A 15,736-nucleotide genomic window follows, 5' to 3' on the forward strand; every position below is an offset into this window, starting at 1 on the left:
GGCCCACCAGATGGTGGGATCAGGACAGGAATTGCTCCGACGCCCAGATCGCGGCCTGGGTGCGGTTCTTGGCACCGACCTTGCGAAAACAGGTGCGCAGATGCACCTTCACCGTGGCCTCGCAGATGCCCAGCTCATTGGCGATGGATTTATTGGTGGCGCCGTCGATCAGCTTGGTCAGGATCAGCCATTCGCGTCCCGACAGCCCGCGCGCCGCAGCCGAGGCCGGCATCCGGCGCAGGTCCACTGGCAGGGGATCGGCCGGAACACCGTTGGGTTTCCCCTTGTTAGAGCCTGCCCCAGACAGGCTCCCATTGACCCGACCGTCCAGGGTCACCGCCGCAAAATCCGCAGAGGCGCCGAGGGTTTCCGCCGCCTGGTCGCCGCTGGATGTGGTCACATCCGCCGCCCGCAGCGCCGCGGAAATATCCGATGGCACGATCCGATAGCCGCTTTGCACCACCCGCAGCGCCGCAATCAGCGCCTCGGCCGATTTGCGTTGCGGGATCACCGCCTCGGCATAGGCGCTGAGCGCATTCTGCATGCTGGTGGAACATTCGCGCCCCATGATCAGGATCAGCAGAGAGGCGTCATTGCCCTCTTTGAACTGGCGCAATTCCTCCACCAGCTCCGGTCCGGTTTCATGGCTGTAATATAAAACCAGATCATCCACCCCCAGCCCGGAGAGCGTCGAAAGCTCATCGCAGCAGGTGCCGATCTGGTAGTCGTTGCTCTGGCAAATGGCGAGGAACATGTCGCGTAACAAGCGACTTTCGCCCACAATATGAACAGGCATGATATACCCCCATACTCTTAAAAAAACTGATCCACACACGATCAGATGGTCTCAATGAATGATCTCCGGAACAGGGAGGTCACCGGGCTTTTCTGCGGGTTTGGAACACCCCGCCCTGGCCCTCGCGGTGCTGTTGCGACCCCCGTCACAGATGGCACCCCGGTGTTGTCTTATGTCTTGTGTTTTTGTCCTTTCGATCAGATGAGCGCCGCATTGCGACCCGGCCGACCAAGGGAACGCCTCAGCCGCCTGCCCGCAGGCCATCTCTCAGCTCCCCGCTGCAGCCCCCCCTATCACGGGGAAGTTTCACAGGGCCTGCTGTTCAGGCGGGCCTCCTCCAGGCCAGCCCCCTAAAATGCCGGGGCCAAATATCACGCCCCCCTGCCTCCAAATTGCAGCCCGTATCAGCGCTGCACCGCTATGCGGCACTCCAAAATAGCCCGAATCCATCCGTTTTTGTCAAAAAACTTACCCATTGGCGAAATGTTGGCGCCACCAGAACCAAAGCCTAAAGTATTGTTTTCGATATATGCTTTTGTTTTATCAACAAGAATATCCTCAGGGCGGGCAAATCCAAAGATGTGCGAATTCCTTAATTATGATCCGCCTCGGGCCGGTTTCTACAACCTAATGGTGTTCAATCTTCGCGAATCCTACCGCAGGAGATGGAATCACCCTTCCTTTGTTGCGCCCCCGCCCGGATCCTTACCCCCTCCGAGGTAGTTCTCCTTGAGCCCTTCACTCAGGCGGCGGATCTTTGCCAATATATAATCATTTGAAAAATAATAATATTATGGAAGATACCGAATTGGCTCTTCGCCGTGACTTGTGGCTTACCCTGCGTCACCACACCAGATATTGATTAAAACTCAACCCTCTGTGGGTTCGCCCGTTGGTTGATCGCAAGGACAGCCCAAACCAACAGCGAATCGTCACATCCGAAGGGGTACGCCCTCTGCACAATTTGACGGCACCGGCGATATGCTAGGCTGGGACATATTCGTTTTGATATGCCGGGGGGCAATATGAATGTGTTCGGGGGCGCCGTGATCCACACGGGCGAGATCGCTTTTGCGCGATCGTTTCAAAGACAAGTTTCATCCATCACCACCACCGCCATTGCCGAGATCGACTGCACCGGGCCTGCCCGTCTGCTGGTGACCACATGTCTTGTGACCAGCGGCGACGGGGCCAGCAGCGACGGGGGCAGCGGTGCCGGATCCGCATCACGATCCGCAGCCGGGTCGCGGCCGAAACCGCCCAGGGAGGATCTTCGCTCCCTGCTGCGCAGCGGGCCGCTGATCCATTGCACCCAGCTGCATGATCCGCAGAGCCATCCCAACGCCTGGCCCGACTGGCTGGATCCCGCTGCCCTGCGTGCGGATGGCTCTGGCCACAGATCTGGCCGCTGGGTGGTGTTTGCCTGCCGTTTTGCCGATGGCAGCGAAGACCGGGTCGCGCTGCATCTGGAAGGCAGCCAGCATGACAGCCATTGCGCCGATATCCTGCCTGCCATCTGGCCGCTCACCCGCGAGGATGTGCTGCGCGAGATGCTCGCCGGCACACCGGCGCCGGAGCTGGCCCTGGAGGCCTCCGAAACCTCCGAAGCGATGCTCTGGACAATTTCCACCAAAAGCGACAGCTCGGTTCTGGTGCTGGACAGCTCGGGCCGACTGCTGGATTGCAATGGGGCCGGCTGCGACATGCTGGCGGCAGGCAATCTGCTGTGCAACAGCGACGGCGTGCTGCGCTGTGCCAACAGCCGGGAAACCCGGGCGTTTTACGCAGCCGTGCAGGAATGCGCGCGCACCCCGACCCAAGCAGCCGCCGGATCCCATGTGCCCGGCGGCGGGGCCAGCCAGGAGCTGATCCTGTTTCTGCAGGATGCCAGCTCGGGAATGCGGCTGCCGGTCTCGCTGACCTGCTATCTCTGTGCCGACACCCGGCGCGCGCTGGTGGTGGCGATCCTGCCGCGCCAGCCCGATCAGCAGCGGATCGAGATGCTGGCGCAGAAAATGGGGCTGTCGCCCTGCGAGGCCCGGGTTGCGGCGCTGATCCAGCTGGGGCTGTCCAACCGCGAGGCTGCGCATATTGCGGGCATCAAGGAACAGACCTTCAACACCTATGCCAAGCGGGTGATGTCCAAGCTTGAGGTGGCCGGGCGCACGGAAATGGCGCAGCGGCTGACCTGGCAGGCCTCTCTGGGGAGAGCGTCATGAACAAGGTAACCCATGAAAGCCTCACCCAGGGGCCACCCGCACCGGTCGCGCCAACCGCGGCCTCGATCGGCGCCGCAGCCCTGGCCGCCCAGGATCGCCGCGCGGCAGACCCCACCACAGGATCGACCACGGATGCGACCAGAAACACCGGCAAGGCCAAGTCGGCAGCCGGATCAGAAACCGCAGCCGAACCGGCATCAGATATCGAGATGGAGAGCACCACGGATCAGACCACGCAGAACACCGACAAGCCGCGCCCCGACGGGGAGCCGGCCCATGCAGAAGCCACATCGGAGGCCGCCGCCCACAGGCTCGCCCCGGCGGATCTGGACCAGCTGGCCGCCCATCTGCGCGGCGGCCCCCAGCCTCTGGCCGGGCGCGGCGATCTCATTGAGCTGCACAAGCGGATCACGGCGATGTTCGCCACCCTCAACGACGGGCTGGGTGAGATCTACACCCGGAAGGCCGAGGCGGATCGCAAGGCGCTGAGCGCGCGCATCGACACGCTGGAGGAGGCGGTGAACCGGATGGAAGGGGCGCTGCGGATCGAGCTGGAGCCGGTGCTGCGCAACAGTTTTGCCAGGGTGCTGGCCGACAGCTCCGCCCACCGCCGCAGCCTGCGGCAGCGGCTGGCACGCGGGCTTGGCCAGGGCGGATATCTTGCGCTGATCCTGGCGCTCGGGCTGGCGGCGGGCACGCTCTATCACAGCCGGATTTCCGCCGCTGCCGGCACGGCCTGGAGCGAGGCGCAGATCCATTGGGCCAGCCTTGTCCGTTTTGTTGAAACCACCAGAGAAGATCCGGGCCAATAAGCAGGGAGACGGCCTGGCGATATCTGCAAATAATAGACTCTAACAAAGGATAAAGAGTCTTTCTCTTTCGGGGGTGCGACATCCCTCCGGGCTGGACTGCTGTCCCAAATCCCCGGCCCGGAAAAGATGCGTCGGACGGCTTTGGTGCCTGTCCCACATATCTCGCAGAAGAGCCCGCCGGGCATCTGATGCCGCACCCCCGGAAATCGACAATTTGAGGAAAATTTGTCCCCATTTGGGGGCATCCACCCCACCCGATTTGCGATGCAATCACCATCAGAGACCCAAGCGGTCTTTTGGTACTGGTCAGGTCCCACACCCAATTTCCCCTGGCCAGATTTCTAAAGGGGGTCGCGTCGGGGGGCGCATCACACTCCCGGTATATTAATTAGGAGGATGTTTAAGATGGGTAGACCAGACGAAGGCTCACCATGGGAAGAGTGTAATCCAGACTGCGAGATCATCTTTGACGAGGACAATAAATTCAGTCCCAATTACAATGATGGCACCACGGAACGTGGCGGTCGCGATGGCAATGTCATCAATCTGAACGACCATGATGCCGGTGACAACGCCGCAGCTGGCGGCGGCAATGATGCGGTCTATGGCAACGAGCGCAACAACCGGCTCGATGGTCAGTCCGGCCAGGACTATATCGAAGGCCGCGGCGGCAATGACGCCATCAATGGTGATGGTGGCAATGATACCCTTTACGGGGGCAATGGCACCAACGCGACCCGCGACGGCAACGACTGGATCGATGGCGGCGATGGCTGCGATTACATCGATGGCGAAAACGGCAATGACTCGCTGCTGGGCGGCAAGGATCAGGATACGGTCTTTGGCGGCAATGGCGACGACCAGATCTTTGGGGATGAAGGCGGCAAGGGCGATGGCTCCGGCGACGCCGGCGATTACCTCTATGGGGATCTGGGCGACGACTGCATGGACGGCGAAGGCGGCGACGACTGCATGTGGGGTGACCGCGGCGGCCGCGCTGGCGAATCCATCTATGACGGCGACGACACCATGTATGGCCGCGGCGGCAATGACCGGATGAACGGTCAGGGCGGCGACGACCGTATGGCCGGTGGTCTGGGCGACGACCTGGTGATCGGCGGCTCCGGCGATGACGAGATGTTCGGCGACGAACGTCAGTCCCAGGGCGACGATCTCGACTTTGGCTCTGACAGCGGTCCGGTTGGCAAAGGCCCCAATGAAGACGGCAATGACTGCATGCTGGGTGGCGATGGCCATGACACCATGGATGGTCAGGGTGGCATGGACACCATGTTCGGCGAAACCGGCGACGATCTGATGCAGGGCGGCCGCGGCCGTGACCTGATGGATGGTGGCGAAGGCCGTGACGACGTCAATGGCGATGCCGGCAAGGACACTCTCCGCGGCGGCAGCAACAATGACGTGCTCGAAGGTGGTGCCCAGGGCGATTTGATCTTTGGTGACCATGCCCGGGTCAAGGGCTATGGCGACATCGATTGGGATTGCTGCGACGACGACCCCAAAACATCGGTCGAGGCCTCAGCGCATACCAGCGATGAAACCGATCTGCGTCCCGTCGACTGCCCGGACTGCTACACACCGCAGGACGGTGGCGAAGCCGGCAATGACCGCATCCGCGGTGGCTCCGGCCATGACACCATGTTCGGCGAAGAGGGCAATGACGTCATCATCGGCGGCCGTGGTTTCGACCTCGGATATGGGGGTATCGGTCGTGACCGTCTTTATGGCAACCAGGGCAATGACACCCTCTATGGCAACGAAGGCGATGACTGCGTCCACGGCAATGTCGGCGACGACGTGCTGTTCGGCAACTCCGGCAACGACACCGTCAAAGGCGGCGATGGCGATGACCTGATCTACGGCAACAACCAGGCCGATACGCTCTATGGCGATGCCGGCAATGACACTATGTATGGCGGTCATGGCAATGACCTGATGCATGGTGGCACTGGCAATGACGTCATGAGCGGCGGCGACGGCGAAGACACCGTCAACGGCGATGATGGCGACGATCTGCTGATGGGCGACAACCGTGCCGACGAACTGAATGGCGGCGACGGCGATGACGTCCTTCTGGGCGGCAACGGTGGCGATGACCTGAACGGCGACAATGGCAACGACTGCCTCTATGGCGAAGTTGGCAATGACGATCTGGACGGTGGCCGTGGCCATGACTTCCTGGATGGCGGTGAAGGCAATGACACCCTCTACGGCGGCGACGGCAACTTCAACGACTACCTGAAAGGTGGCGCGGGAGATGACGATCTGACCGGTGGCAACGGCAAGGATGTCTTCATCATCGACCTGACCTGGGACGGGGCTTCCTTCAGCTCCGGCGATGGCATCGACTGCATCAATGACTTTGACATTGATGAGGACCACGATGTGCTGGCCTTCCGCGTCACCAATATCGACGCTGGTGCAGGCACCTCGTCAGAGGCGGCCTTTGGCGCCCTGAATGGCGTGGCCAGTGTTTCGGATGATGGCACCGACACCACCATTTCTGTTGGTGGCGCCACCGTGGTCATCAAGGGTCTGACCAATGCCAATGGCTACACCTCCCTGGGACAGGACGCCCTGCCCTCTGGCGGTGTTGGCATCAATGCGGTCGGCACCGGCGACGCCGGCAGCTACGAGCCGATCCGGGTCGTGGCCAGCGATGACGGCTTTGATGACAGCTATGACAACATCTGGGGTCATACGCTCTGAGCCATAAGGAATGATCCTCCCGGGTGGCGGCCGCCACCCGGGGGGGTCTAGCCCTGGTTCAGGACAGCGATTTGGTCCCCGGCCAAGGATTGCCACCTTGGACCAGGGCGCTGATCTGCCAGCTTCAGAAACTTCACATCGTGCAACCGGGGGGTCACGGGTATGAAGACGAAACGGGTCTTTGACGGACAGCGGGGTGTTATCACCTCAATTTTTGTAGCGAGTATCTTTGTTAACCTGCTTGTCCTGACAGCGCCGCTGTACATGTTGCAACTGTTTGCCCGGGTCATGGCTTCGGGCAGCATGCCAACCTTGATTGCTTTGACCACCGGCGCGGCAATCGCGCTGGTGTTCTTCTTTCTCTTTGATGTCATTCGCCAGCGCCTCGTCGCCCGCCTCGGCTCGCGGCTGGAGGCCCGGCTGAGCCCGGTTGTCCTGCAAGGGATGATCAGCGGCAACCTGCCCGCGCCTCTGCGCACGGCGGAACCGATCCGCGACATTCAGGATCTGCGCGGCTTTGTCACCAGCCCGGTGTTCATTGCGCTCCTGGATGCGCCCTGGTCGCTGCTGTTCATCGGGCTGATCTTTCTGTTCAGCCCGATCCTGGGGCTGGTCTCGGTGGTGGGTCTGCTGATCCTGCTGGGGCTTGGCGTGCTGAGCGAGGTCTTTGCCCGCGCGCCCGGCAAGACCTCCGAGGAGGCCGCCCGCGAAACCAATGCCGCGGTTGAGGAGATGATGGTCAATGCCGAGATCATCCACGCCATGGGCAAGACCTCTGCCCAGATCGGCCGCTGGCGGGGGCGCGCCTTTACCGCCATTCTCTTTGGCACATTGGTCACCGACCGGGTGGCGCTGATGACCTCGCTGGCCAAGGCCACCCGCATGGGTCTGCAGATCGCCGTGCTTGGCGTGGGCGTGGTGCTGGTGATCAACAACCAGCTGACACCGGGGCTGATGATTGCTTCCTCGATCCTGCTGGGCCGGGCCGCCGCCCCGGTGGAGCAATCCATCGCCGGCTGGCGTGCCCTGCTCAAGGCCCGCAGCGCCATGGAACGGCTGAACCTCCTGCTGGCCCATGCCGAAGACACCAGCGACCGGATGGAACTGCCCGATCCCACCGGGCGGCTGTCGGTGGAAAATGCCACCGTGGTGCTGCCGGGGCGGCAGGATCCGCTGCTTCTCGACATCACCCTGTCGCTGCAACCGGGCCATGCGCTGGGGCTGATCGGCCCGTCGGGTGCGGGCAAGACCACATTGGCGCGGGCGCTGGTGGGGCTGCAACCGCTGGTGCGGGGCCATGTGCGCATCGATGATGCCGCCCTCACCGATTGGGACCCCGAACAGATCGGCCGCCATATCGGCTTTCTGCCGCAGCAGGTGGAGCTGTTCCGCGGCACCGTGGCCGAGAATATCGCCATGATGGACCCGACATCGAAACCCTCCGATGTGGTGGCCGCCGCCAAACTGGCCCGCGTGCATGAGCTGATCCTGGCCCTGCCCGGCGGCTATAACGCCGAAGTCGGCCCGCGCGGCGGGTTCCTCTCCGCAGGGCAGCGTCAGCGGATTGGCCTGGCTCGCGCCTTCTTTGGCGATCGCAAGCTGATCGTGCTGGATGAGCCCAATGCCAATCTCGACCCCGAAGGCGAAGAGGCCCTGGCCGCCGCCATCGAGGAGGTCTGCACCCGTGGTGCCATCGTGGTGGTGGTGACGCATCGGCTCAACCTGTTGCGGCGGGTCAGCCATGCCGCCCTGATACAGGAAGGGCGGATTGCCCGCTTTGGCGAGGCCCGTCAGATCATCGAAGCCGCCGCCCAGCCGATGAGCCGGGCCCAGAGCGATCCCAAGGTGACCAATCTCGCACCGCGCCGGGCGGCGGCCCGGACGGACACCGATGCAGAGGCCAGCACCGCAGAAGGAGCCCAGTCATGAGCCGCAGCAACAGCCGGGAGCTGGCCCCGCGCGCCGCCAGCGAGATTGAAATAAACCGGGGCTTTCAGGACCTGATGCCCGATGGCTTCACCCTGCCCCGCACCCCGCCGACCCGCGTGCGCCAATTGGTGCTGTGGATGCTGGTCTGCGGCTTTGGCCTGTTTGGCGGTTTGGTGTTCTGGGCGACCAGGGCCGAGCTGACCAGCGCCGTGGTCGCCCCCGGGGAATTCACCGTGGATGGCGACCGGCTCAGCGTACAGCATCTGGAGGGCGGCATCGTCCGCGAGATCAATGTGGCCGAGGGCGATATGGTTGCCGAGGGCGATGTGATCGCGGTGCTGGACGGGCGCCGGATGCGCGCCAACCGCGCCATCCTGACCAGCCAGATGGCCAGTCTTCTGGCCCAGCAGGCGCGGCTTCAGGCGGAGCTGGCCCAGGCTGATCAGATCGAGATCCCGGCCGAGCTGGACCAGCTGATTGCCGAGGATCCAGAGCTGGTCTCGCTGTTTGAGGTGCAGCGCGATGTCTTCGCCAGCAACCGCGCCTTGTATGAAGGTCAGGTGCAGATCCTGCGCGACCGGATTGCGCAGCTGGGCAAACAGCTCATCGGGCGGCAGGCGCGGCTGACCGCGGTCGAGGATCAGCTGACCCTGATCAGGGGCGAGGTCGCCGATCTGCACAAGCTCTATGAAAAAGGCCTGGTTCCCAAGACCCGGCTCAGCGACCGGCTGTTGCAGGAAACCGGGCTGATGGGCACGTTTGGCGCGCTGGAAAGCGACAGCGAAAACCTTCAGGAGCGTGTCGCCGAAACCGAGGAGCGCATTCTGCAGGTGCACCGCGACACGGTGAACCGGATCTCCAGCGAAACCCAGCTGGTGCAGGAGCGTATTCTGGACCTGCGCCAGCGGCTGGATGCGGCGGAGGATGTGATCGAACGCCAGACCATCCGCGCGCCGCAGGCCGGCCGGGTGGTGGAGCTCTCCATCAATACGCTGGGCCAGGTGCTGAACCCGGGCCAGAATGTGCTGGAGCTGGTGCCCTCGGGCAGCGATCTGATTGTCGTGACCCGCGTCTCGCCCACCGATATCGACGAGGTGGTGACCGGTGGCCGGGCCCGCGTGCAGCTCACCGCCTATAGTTTCCGCTCCACCCCGCCGGTCCGGGGCGAGGTGGTGATGGTGGCGGCCGACAGCATTGCCGATCTCAACAGCGGCATTCCCTATTACCGCGTTCACATCCGCATTCCGCCCGAAGAGCTGGCGGCGCTGCCCAACGTCAAGACCCTGCCCGGCATGCCGGCCCAGGCGATGATCGAAACCGGGCGGCAGACCTTGGCGGATTACCTGCTCAGCCCGGTGCTGCGCAGCATGTCGAACGCGTTGAGAGAGGGGAATGGCTGATCAGGGATGCGCGGCCGGTAAGACGTCTGGCGTTTCATACCTGGGGGGGACCTGATCAGACTTCCTTTCGCCCGTCCGGCCTCTGGCCGGGCGGGTCTTTATCTGGGCAGACCGCCGGCAGGCATCGCCGTGCAAATTAGGTCCGGTTCGGACCAAATGTTTCGCACGCGAAACATTTAGACAATAATGCTGACCTATTTAAAAAAGCAAACCCGTCTCTGACACGGGGCTTTTCCCCTGCCCTATTCCGTGGCGCGTTTCTTCACCCAGCCCAGAAAGGCCGCATCGGGGCGGCGCAACCGCGGCGCGCCGGAGCGCACCCACATTTCGCGCCAGTCGGCCTCCAGCGCATAGACGTCAATGCCGGGGATCAGGCTGCGGGCCTGTTCCAGCGCGCGCGCACTCAGCACCGGCGGGCGCTGGCTGTTGTCCAGCACCGCATGTTTCTGGGAAAAGCGGATCAGATCCCCCGGCAGCTCTTCCATCGCGTAATCCGGCAGCGGCTGGGCGGTGATCATGTCGCGCAGCATCTTGCGGAACACCCGGCGCGGGCTGGCGGAGCCGGATTTCTTCAACAGCGTCTCCACCGAGATCTGCCAGCTGTCCTGACGGCCGCAATGTTTGCGCGCCAGCTCATAGATGCGCCGCTCCAGCGGTTTGCGGAGACGGAAGTAATCGCGGCTGAGGGTCAGCACCGATTTCGACAGCACCGCGCGATAGATCCATTCGCTGAGCGTCACCACCACATTGACCATCCGCCCGCCGCGCGCCTTGCGCACGATCTCCCAGCTCTCGATCAGGCCAAAGCCGCTGGTGACCTCCTGCCCGCCGGTGACGATATTGGTGGTGATGCGGGTGCCCGCCAGCCGCTCGAACGCCTCGCGCAGGCGGCGGTAGGCATCGCCCGAGGTCTCGCGGTTGGTCGCCACCAGCAGATCATGGGCGGTGAGATGCAGCGTGCGGCTGACCTGCCGGCCGGCATTCACCGCCGCCATCAGCTGGCTGATGCAGAAGATCAGGATGTCCTTGTCATGGATCGTCGCCAGCCCTTTGACCGAGGGCACCACGGTGATCTCCGCACCATTATGTTCATAGTTCAGGATGCGCCGGTCCGGTCTTGTGCCGAGCGAGAACAGCGGATGTTCCATCGAGGCGAGATCGTTTTTCGGGATCGCATCGAAGATATCGCAGAGAAAGAAATCCCCCCCCTGCGCCGCGCTGCCCCCTGCGGTCATCTGGCCCGAAATCTGGCCTGCCATATTGCTGTCCCGTCTGCTCTGCCCGCCCCCCGCTTATCCGGGCCTTATGGCCTCTTTCGGGGTGACTCGCGTCTTCGTGGTTTTGATTACGCCCACCCTAAAGTTATCCACACCACTTCTCAACGGGGGTTCGGAGTCACTGCTTCGGGGGTTCAGAGTCAGTCTTTCGGGGTTTCGGAATCGCAGCAGCCCGAAAATCGGCTCCAGAGGCCAATGAAAAAAGGGCTTTGCCGCCACTGGTGTTGCGCCTTAACTTATATATAACTCAATTATAACAGGTAGAAAAAATCGACAGGGCAGAAATTGCCCCGGTCCCGCCCCGGATCCCGCCGGTTTCTTTTGCCGCAACCCCCGGATTTGCTTAGAAAATTCAAAACAGATGCGCATATATCTTTCATGTGCGCTGTTTTATGCTATCATCTCCAAAAGGCCGCACATCAAACAGGGAGCCCTACAGGATCCCTGCACCGGCGGACCCAGGCAGAGGCGTGAGAGCAATGGCACGAGACATCCAGAAGAAAGATCCAGGCCGCAATGCGGCCGGGCTGCCCCCCTATTTCAACATCGACCCCGACGCCGCCCTGGGCGATCTGGAGGCCCCCACCAGCACCGGCGGCTTTGCCGATATCGCCGAGGCCTGCGCGCGCGGCCGGGCCGATCTCTCCAGCCGGGGCATGAACGAAGAGGGCCGCAAGGAGCTGCGCCTGTTCTCCACCTGGGAGATCACCCGCTATCTGATCCCGGTCGCCCAGGCCCATTTCCGCCGGGTGCTGAAGGCCAACCCAGATCTGCCGCAGGGCCGCTCCGAGACCGAAGGTGGCGCCAAATGGTTCACCCTCGACGAGGTGCTGCGCCTGCGCGCGCATTTTGCCGCCCAGGGCTCCAAGGCGAAGGATTACCAGCCCTACCGCCCCGAAGGGCTGCCCGCCAAGATGGTCGCTGTCGCCAACTTCAAGGGCGGCGTCGGCAAGACCTCCACAGCGGCCCATCTGGCGATGTCAGCGGCGCTGGATGGCTACAAGGTGCTGGTGATTGATCTTGATAGCCAGGGTTCGATGACCTCGATCTTTGGTGGCCGCGTGGAGGATGAATGGCAGACCGCCTTTCCGCTCCTGGCGCGCCATTACGGCGATCACCTGCGCCTGGAAAACCAGCGCCGTCTGGATCGCGGCGATGCGCCCCAGCCGCTGGACGACAGCCTGTCGGCGGCGATGGGCATGACGGCAGCGGATGTGATCCAGCCCACCCATTGGCCCAATATCGATCTGATCGGCGCGCAGCTGAACCTCTACTGGGCGGAGTTCCAGATCCCGGTCTGGCGGATGGCCGCGCGCAGCTGGAAGCTCTGGGATGCGCTCACCGAGCGGCTGGAGGCTGATGGCGTGCTGGAGCAATACGACGTGATCTTCATCGACACGCCGCCGGCGCTTGGCTATCTCACCATCAACGGGCTGTCGGCGGCGGATATCCTTCTGGTGCCGATGGGCGCGTCGTTTCTGGAATTCGACAGTACGGGGCGGTTCTTCGATATGCTGCATTCCACCTTCGCCTCCATCGAGGAGGGCGAGAACCTGGCGGCACGCGCGCTGGGGCGGCCGGAGATCGCCTTTGAATGGGATGCGGTGCGCACGGTGATCACCCGCTATGACGGCGCCCAGCAGGGCGAGCTGGCGGCCTTGATGCAGGCCTATCTGGGGCCCACCCTGTCGCCGCACCGGCAGGATTACACCGCGCTGATCGGTCAGGCCGGCGAGCAGGTCAATGGCATCTACGAGGCCGATTACCGCGATTTCAACCGCGAGACCTACGCAAGGGGGCGCGAGACCTTTGACGCCACCTATGCGGCCTTCAAGCGGCTCCTGCTGGCGGTCTGGCGCCGGGATGAGTTGCAGATGCAGCGCGCGGCGCAGTAACGGGCTAAAAACGCAAAGCGCCTCATACTGCGACCCTGCACCCCCCAAAGGGCAAACAGGGCGTGCAGGGATCAGAACAGGCGCAGGAAGAGGACAGGCAGATGGCAAAACGCAAACGGCTTTCACCGGCACAGCCGACCTATCTCAGCACGGCACCTGAGAACAAATCCGCCCTCGGCGGCCCCGGTTCGCTGTCAGCGCCGCCGATTGCGCAGGTCGCCTCCGAAGCCGCCACAGAGGGCGCGCTGCAGGAGCTGACAGCGGTGCTGGAGACCGCCCGCGCCAAGGGGCTGATGATCGAGGAGATCGCGCTTGGCGCCATCGACGAGACCCATCTGGTGCGCGACCGGCTGGAGCAGGACGAGGAAGAGATGGGGGCGCTGGTCGGATCCCTGCGCGCCCGTGGCCAGCAGACCCCGATCGAGGTGGTCGCCCTGGGCGCGCAGGCCCCGGCGGGCAAGACCCATGGTCTGATCTCCGGCTGGCGCCGTCTGACCGCGATGCGCAGGCTATATGCCGAGAGCAATGATCCTGCCTTTGCCACCATCAAGGCGCTGGTGATCCAGCCCGACGGGGCCGAGGGCGCCTATGTGGCGATGGTCGAGGAAAACGAAATCCGGGTGAACCTCTCCCATTACGAACGCGCCCGCATTGCGGTGCGGGCGCTGCGCGAAGGGGTCTACAGCAGCCAGAAATACGCGCTGCAATCGCTCTTTGCCAATGCCACCCGCGCCAAACGCTCCAAGATCGGCAGCTTTGTCACCCTGGTCGAGGCGCTGGATGAGGAGCTGCTGTTTCCCACCGCCATCCGCGAGAAACTGGGGCTGGGGCTGGCGCGGGCCTTTGTGCAGGATCCGGGCTTTGCCGATGTGGTGGTCGCGGCCCTGCGCGCCACCGCCCGCCCCACGGCAGAGGCGGAACAGGCGCTGCTGAGCCAGCTGCTTGAGGCCCATGAGGGGAGTGAGATCGCGTCGGCAGATCCGCCGGAGGCGGCCCCTGCCCCGGTTCCGTCCTCTGCCCCGGGTTCCTCTCCGGGTCCTTCTCCGGTGCCACGGGTGCGCAGCCTGGATCCGGCGGACAGCATCGGCGCACATGAGCGGGTGAGCGTGCAGGCCGCCGCTGGCGTGCGGCTGGGATTCACCCCCGGCCAGCAGCGGATCGAACTTACCGGGACAGCGGTGGACAGCACCCTGATGGAGGATCTGAAGGCCTGGCTGCGCCACCGCTGAACAGAGTCTGAGGATGATATAAAAAGACCCTGATACAGCTGTATCAGGGTCTTTTTGTGTTTGGGGTGATGTCCGGGTGGGTTTAGCGGCCCACCCCGATATAGGTCTCGAACCCGGCGCGTTTGGCGGCTTTGGCGGTGTAGATATTGCGCAGATCCACCATCCGGGGCTGCGCCATCTTGCGCCCCAGCGCCTTCAGGTCGAGGGCGCGGAATTCATTCCATTCCGTCAGCAGCACCACCAGATCGGCATTGCGCACGGCCTTGTAGGGATCGTCTTCCCATTTGACACCGGGCAGCAGATCGCGGCCTTCGGCCTCGCCCTGCGGGTCGACCACCCGCACCTTGGCGCCGCCGCCGATCAGGGCCGGCACGATGGTGAGGCTGGGGGCCTCGCGCATGTCATCGGTATTGGGTTTGAAGGTGACGCCAAGCACCGCGATGGTCTTGCCGTTGAAACTGCCGTCACAGGCATCGCGCAGCTTCTCCAGCATCCGCGCCTTGACCTCCTGATTGACCCGCATCACCGTTTCGGTGATCTGCATCGGATAGGCGTGGTCCTGCCCGATGCGCGCCAGCGCGGCGGTGTCCTTCGGGAAACACGACCCGCCATAGCCGGGACCGGCATGCAGAAACTTATTGCCGATGCGCCCGTCCAGCCCGATGCCACGGGCGACCTCCTTTACATCGGCGCCCACCCGTTCACAGAGGCCTGCGATTTCATTCATGAAGGTGATCTTGGTCGCGAGAAACGCATTGGCGGCATATTTGATCATCTCGGCGCTTTCGAGATCGGTGGTGAGGATCGGGAAATCGCGCAAATATAATGGCCGGTAGATCTCGGCCATGACCTCGGCGGCGCGGTCGTTCTGCACGCCGACAACCACCCGGTCGGGGCGCATGAAATCATCAATCGCCGCCCCTTCGCGCAGGAATTCCGGATTGGAGGCGACGTCAAATTCCGCCGCCGGATTGGCTTTGGCAATCACCTGTTTCACCTGCCGGTTGGTGCCCAGGGGCACGGTCGATTTGGTGACCACCACGGTATAGCCCTGAAGGGCGGCGGCGATCTCCTCGCTGGCGGCCATCACATAGGTGAGATCGGCATGGCCATCGCCGCGCCGCGTGGGCGTGCCGACGGCGATGAACACCGCTTCGGCCTCGGCCACGGCGGCGGCCAGATCATCGGTAAAGGACAGCCGGCCCGCAGCCACATTGCGCGCCATCAGATCCTCCAGCCCCGGCTCGTAGATCGGCACCTCGCCGGCCTGCAGCCGCGCAATCTTGGCCGCATCCTTGTCGACACAGATCACATCATGGCCAAAGTCGGAAAAACAGACGCCGGAGACCAATCCGACATATCCGGTGCCAATCATTGCAATGCGCATGGGGGCGGTCCTTTGCTGTTGCCTCATATCCTCCGCTTGCAGGGGCGGAGTGTTGGGGATCA

Annotated in this window: 10 protein-coding genes; 7 read left to right on the forward strand and 3 right to left on the reverse strand. The window is 63.2% G+C overall.

The genetic code is table 11. From position 1 onward, the window contains the following. Nucleotides 1–19: 19 nt before the first annotated feature. Nucleotides 20–796 carry a helix-turn-helix transcriptional regulator gene (locus tag VWZ87_RS02095; RefSeq protein WP_416535222.1) on the reverse strand — a complete coding sequence of 259 codons (777 nt, stop codon included), beginning with the start codon at nucleotides 794–796 and terminating at the stop codon, nucleotides 20–22. A gap of 1,025 nt (nucleotides 797–1,821) precedes the next feature. On the opposite strand from VWZ87_RS02095, the gene VWZ87_RS02100 reads away from it, so the two are divergent. From VWZ87_RS02100 to VWZ87_RS02120, 5 genes are all read left to right on the forward strand, one after another. Continuing rightward, on the forward strand, nucleotides 1,822–3,015 hold the full coding sequence (locus VWZ87_RS02100; protein ID WP_416535223.1) for a helix-turn-helix transcriptional regulator: 1,194 nt from the start codon (nucleotides 1,822–1,824) through the stop codon (nucleotides 3,013–3,015). After that, entirely contained in the window at nucleotides 3,012–3,827 is an 816-nt protein-coding gene (locus VWZ87_RS02105) for a hypothetical protein (RefSeq protein WP_340547834.1), read from the forward strand. The genes VWZ87_RS02100 and VWZ87_RS02105 overlap by 4 nt, the downstream gene beginning before the upstream one ends. Before the next feature lie 405 nt (nucleotides 3,828–4,232). Beyond that, complete coding sequence (locus tag VWZ87_RS02110; protein ID WP_416535224.1) at nucleotides 4,233–6,557, forward strand: calcium-binding protein; 2,325 nt, start codon at nucleotides 4,233–4,235, stop codon at nucleotides 6,555–6,557. Between the two features lie 162 nt (nucleotides 6,558–6,719). Further along, entirely contained in the window at nucleotides 6,720–8,486 is a 1,767-nt protein-coding gene (locus VWZ87_RS02115) for a type I secretion system permease/ATPase (RefSeq protein WP_416535225.1), read from the forward strand. After that, nucleotides 8,483–9,886 carry an HlyD family type I secretion periplasmic adaptor subunit gene (locus tag VWZ87_RS02120; RefSeq protein ID WP_416535226.1) on the forward strand — a complete coding sequence of 468 codons (1,404 nt, stop codon included), beginning with the start codon at nucleotides 8,483–8,485 and terminating at the stop codon, nucleotides 9,884–9,886. The genes VWZ87_RS02115 and VWZ87_RS02120 overlap by 4 nt, the downstream gene beginning before the upstream one ends. 242 nt (nucleotides 9,887–10,128) lie before the next feature. Here VWZ87_RS02120 and VWZ87_RS02125 read toward each other — a convergent pair whose 3' ends face one another. Then, the gene (locus tag VWZ87_RS02125) at nucleotides 10,129–11,145 is read right to left on the reverse strand and encodes a replication initiator protein A (protein WP_340547838.1); all 1,017 of its coding nucleotides are present in this window, start codon (nucleotides 11,143–11,145) and stop codon (nucleotides 10,129–10,131) included. A 497-nt stretch (nucleotides 11,146–11,642) separates the two neighbouring features. Between VWZ87_RS02125 and VWZ87_RS02130 the strand changes: the two genes are divergently transcribed. Both VWZ87_RS02130 and VWZ87_RS02135 read left to right on the forward strand, forming a co-directional pair. Then, nucleotides 11,643–13,058 carry an AAA family ATPase gene (locus VWZ87_RS02130; protein ID WP_340547839.1) on the forward strand — a complete coding sequence of 472 codons (1,416 nt, stop codon included), beginning with the start codon at nucleotides 11,643–11,645 and terminating at the stop codon, nucleotides 13,056–13,058. Between the two features lie 101 nt (nucleotides 13,059–13,159). Beyond that, complete coding sequence (locus VWZ87_RS02135; protein WP_416535227.1) at nucleotides 13,160–14,287, forward strand: ParB/RepB/Spo0J family partition protein; 1,128 nt, start codon at nucleotides 13,160–13,162, stop codon at nucleotides 14,285–14,287. A gap of 82 nt (nucleotides 14,288–14,369) precedes the next feature. On the opposite strand, the gene VWZ87_RS02140 is transcribed toward VWZ87_RS02135, so the two are convergent. Further along, nucleotides 14,370–15,674: a UDP-glucose dehydrogenase family protein gene (locus tag VWZ87_RS02140; RefSeq protein ID WP_260107657.1), complete on the reverse strand. Its 1,305-nt coding sequence runs from the start codon at nucleotides 15,672–15,674 to the stop codon at nucleotides 14,370–14,372. Nucleotides 15,675–15,736 lie beyond the last annotated feature (62 nt).

This window comes from Phaeobacter sp. JH20_37 (assembly GCF_048056015.1).
Taxonomy (GTDB): domain Bacteria; phylum Pseudomonadota; class Alphaproteobacteria; order Rhodobacterales; family Rhodobacteraceae; genus Phaeobacter; species Phaeobacter bryozoorum.

Excerpts from the sequence above, each read along its gene's own strand:
- VWZ87_RS02095 (WP_416535222.1), bottom strand. The coding sequence starts at position 796 with ATGCCTGTTCATATTGTGGGCGAAAGTCGCTTGTTACGCGACATGTTC.
- VWZ87_RS02100 (WP_416535223.1), top strand. The coding sequence starts at position 1,822 with ATGAATGTGTTCGGGGGCGCCGTGATCCACACGGGCGAGATCGCTTTT.
- VWZ87_RS02105 (WP_340547834.1), top strand. The coding sequence starts at position 3,012 with ATGAACAAGGTAACCCATGAAAGCCTCACCCAGGGGCCACCCGCACCG.
- VWZ87_RS02110 (WP_416535224.1), top strand. The coding sequence starts at position 4,233 with ATGGGTAGACCAGACGAAGGCTCACCATGGGAAGAGTGTAATCCAGAC.
- VWZ87_RS02115 (WP_416535225.1), top strand. The coding sequence starts at position 6,720 with ATGAAGACGAAACGGGTCTTTGACGGACAGCGGGGTGTTATCACCTCA.
- VWZ87_RS02120 (WP_416535226.1), top strand. The coding sequence starts at position 8,483 with ATGAGCCGCAGCAACAGCCGGGAGCTGGCCCCGCGCGCCGCCAGCGAG.
- VWZ87_RS02125 (WP_340547838.1), bottom strand. The coding sequence starts at position 11,145 with ATGGCAGGCCAGATTTCGGGCCAGATGACCGCAGGGGGCAGCGCGGCG.
- VWZ87_RS02130 (WP_340547839.1), top strand. The coding sequence starts at position 11,643 with ATGGCACGAGACATCCAGAAGAAAGATCCAGGCCGCAATGCGGCCGGG.
- VWZ87_RS02135 (WP_416535227.1), top strand. The coding sequence starts at position 13,160 with ATGGCAAAACGCAAACGGCTTTCACCGGCACAGCCGACCTATCTCAGC.
- VWZ87_RS02140 (WP_260107657.1), bottom strand. The coding sequence starts at position 15,674 with ATGCGCATTGCAATGATTGGCACCGGATATGTCGGATTGGTCTCCGGC.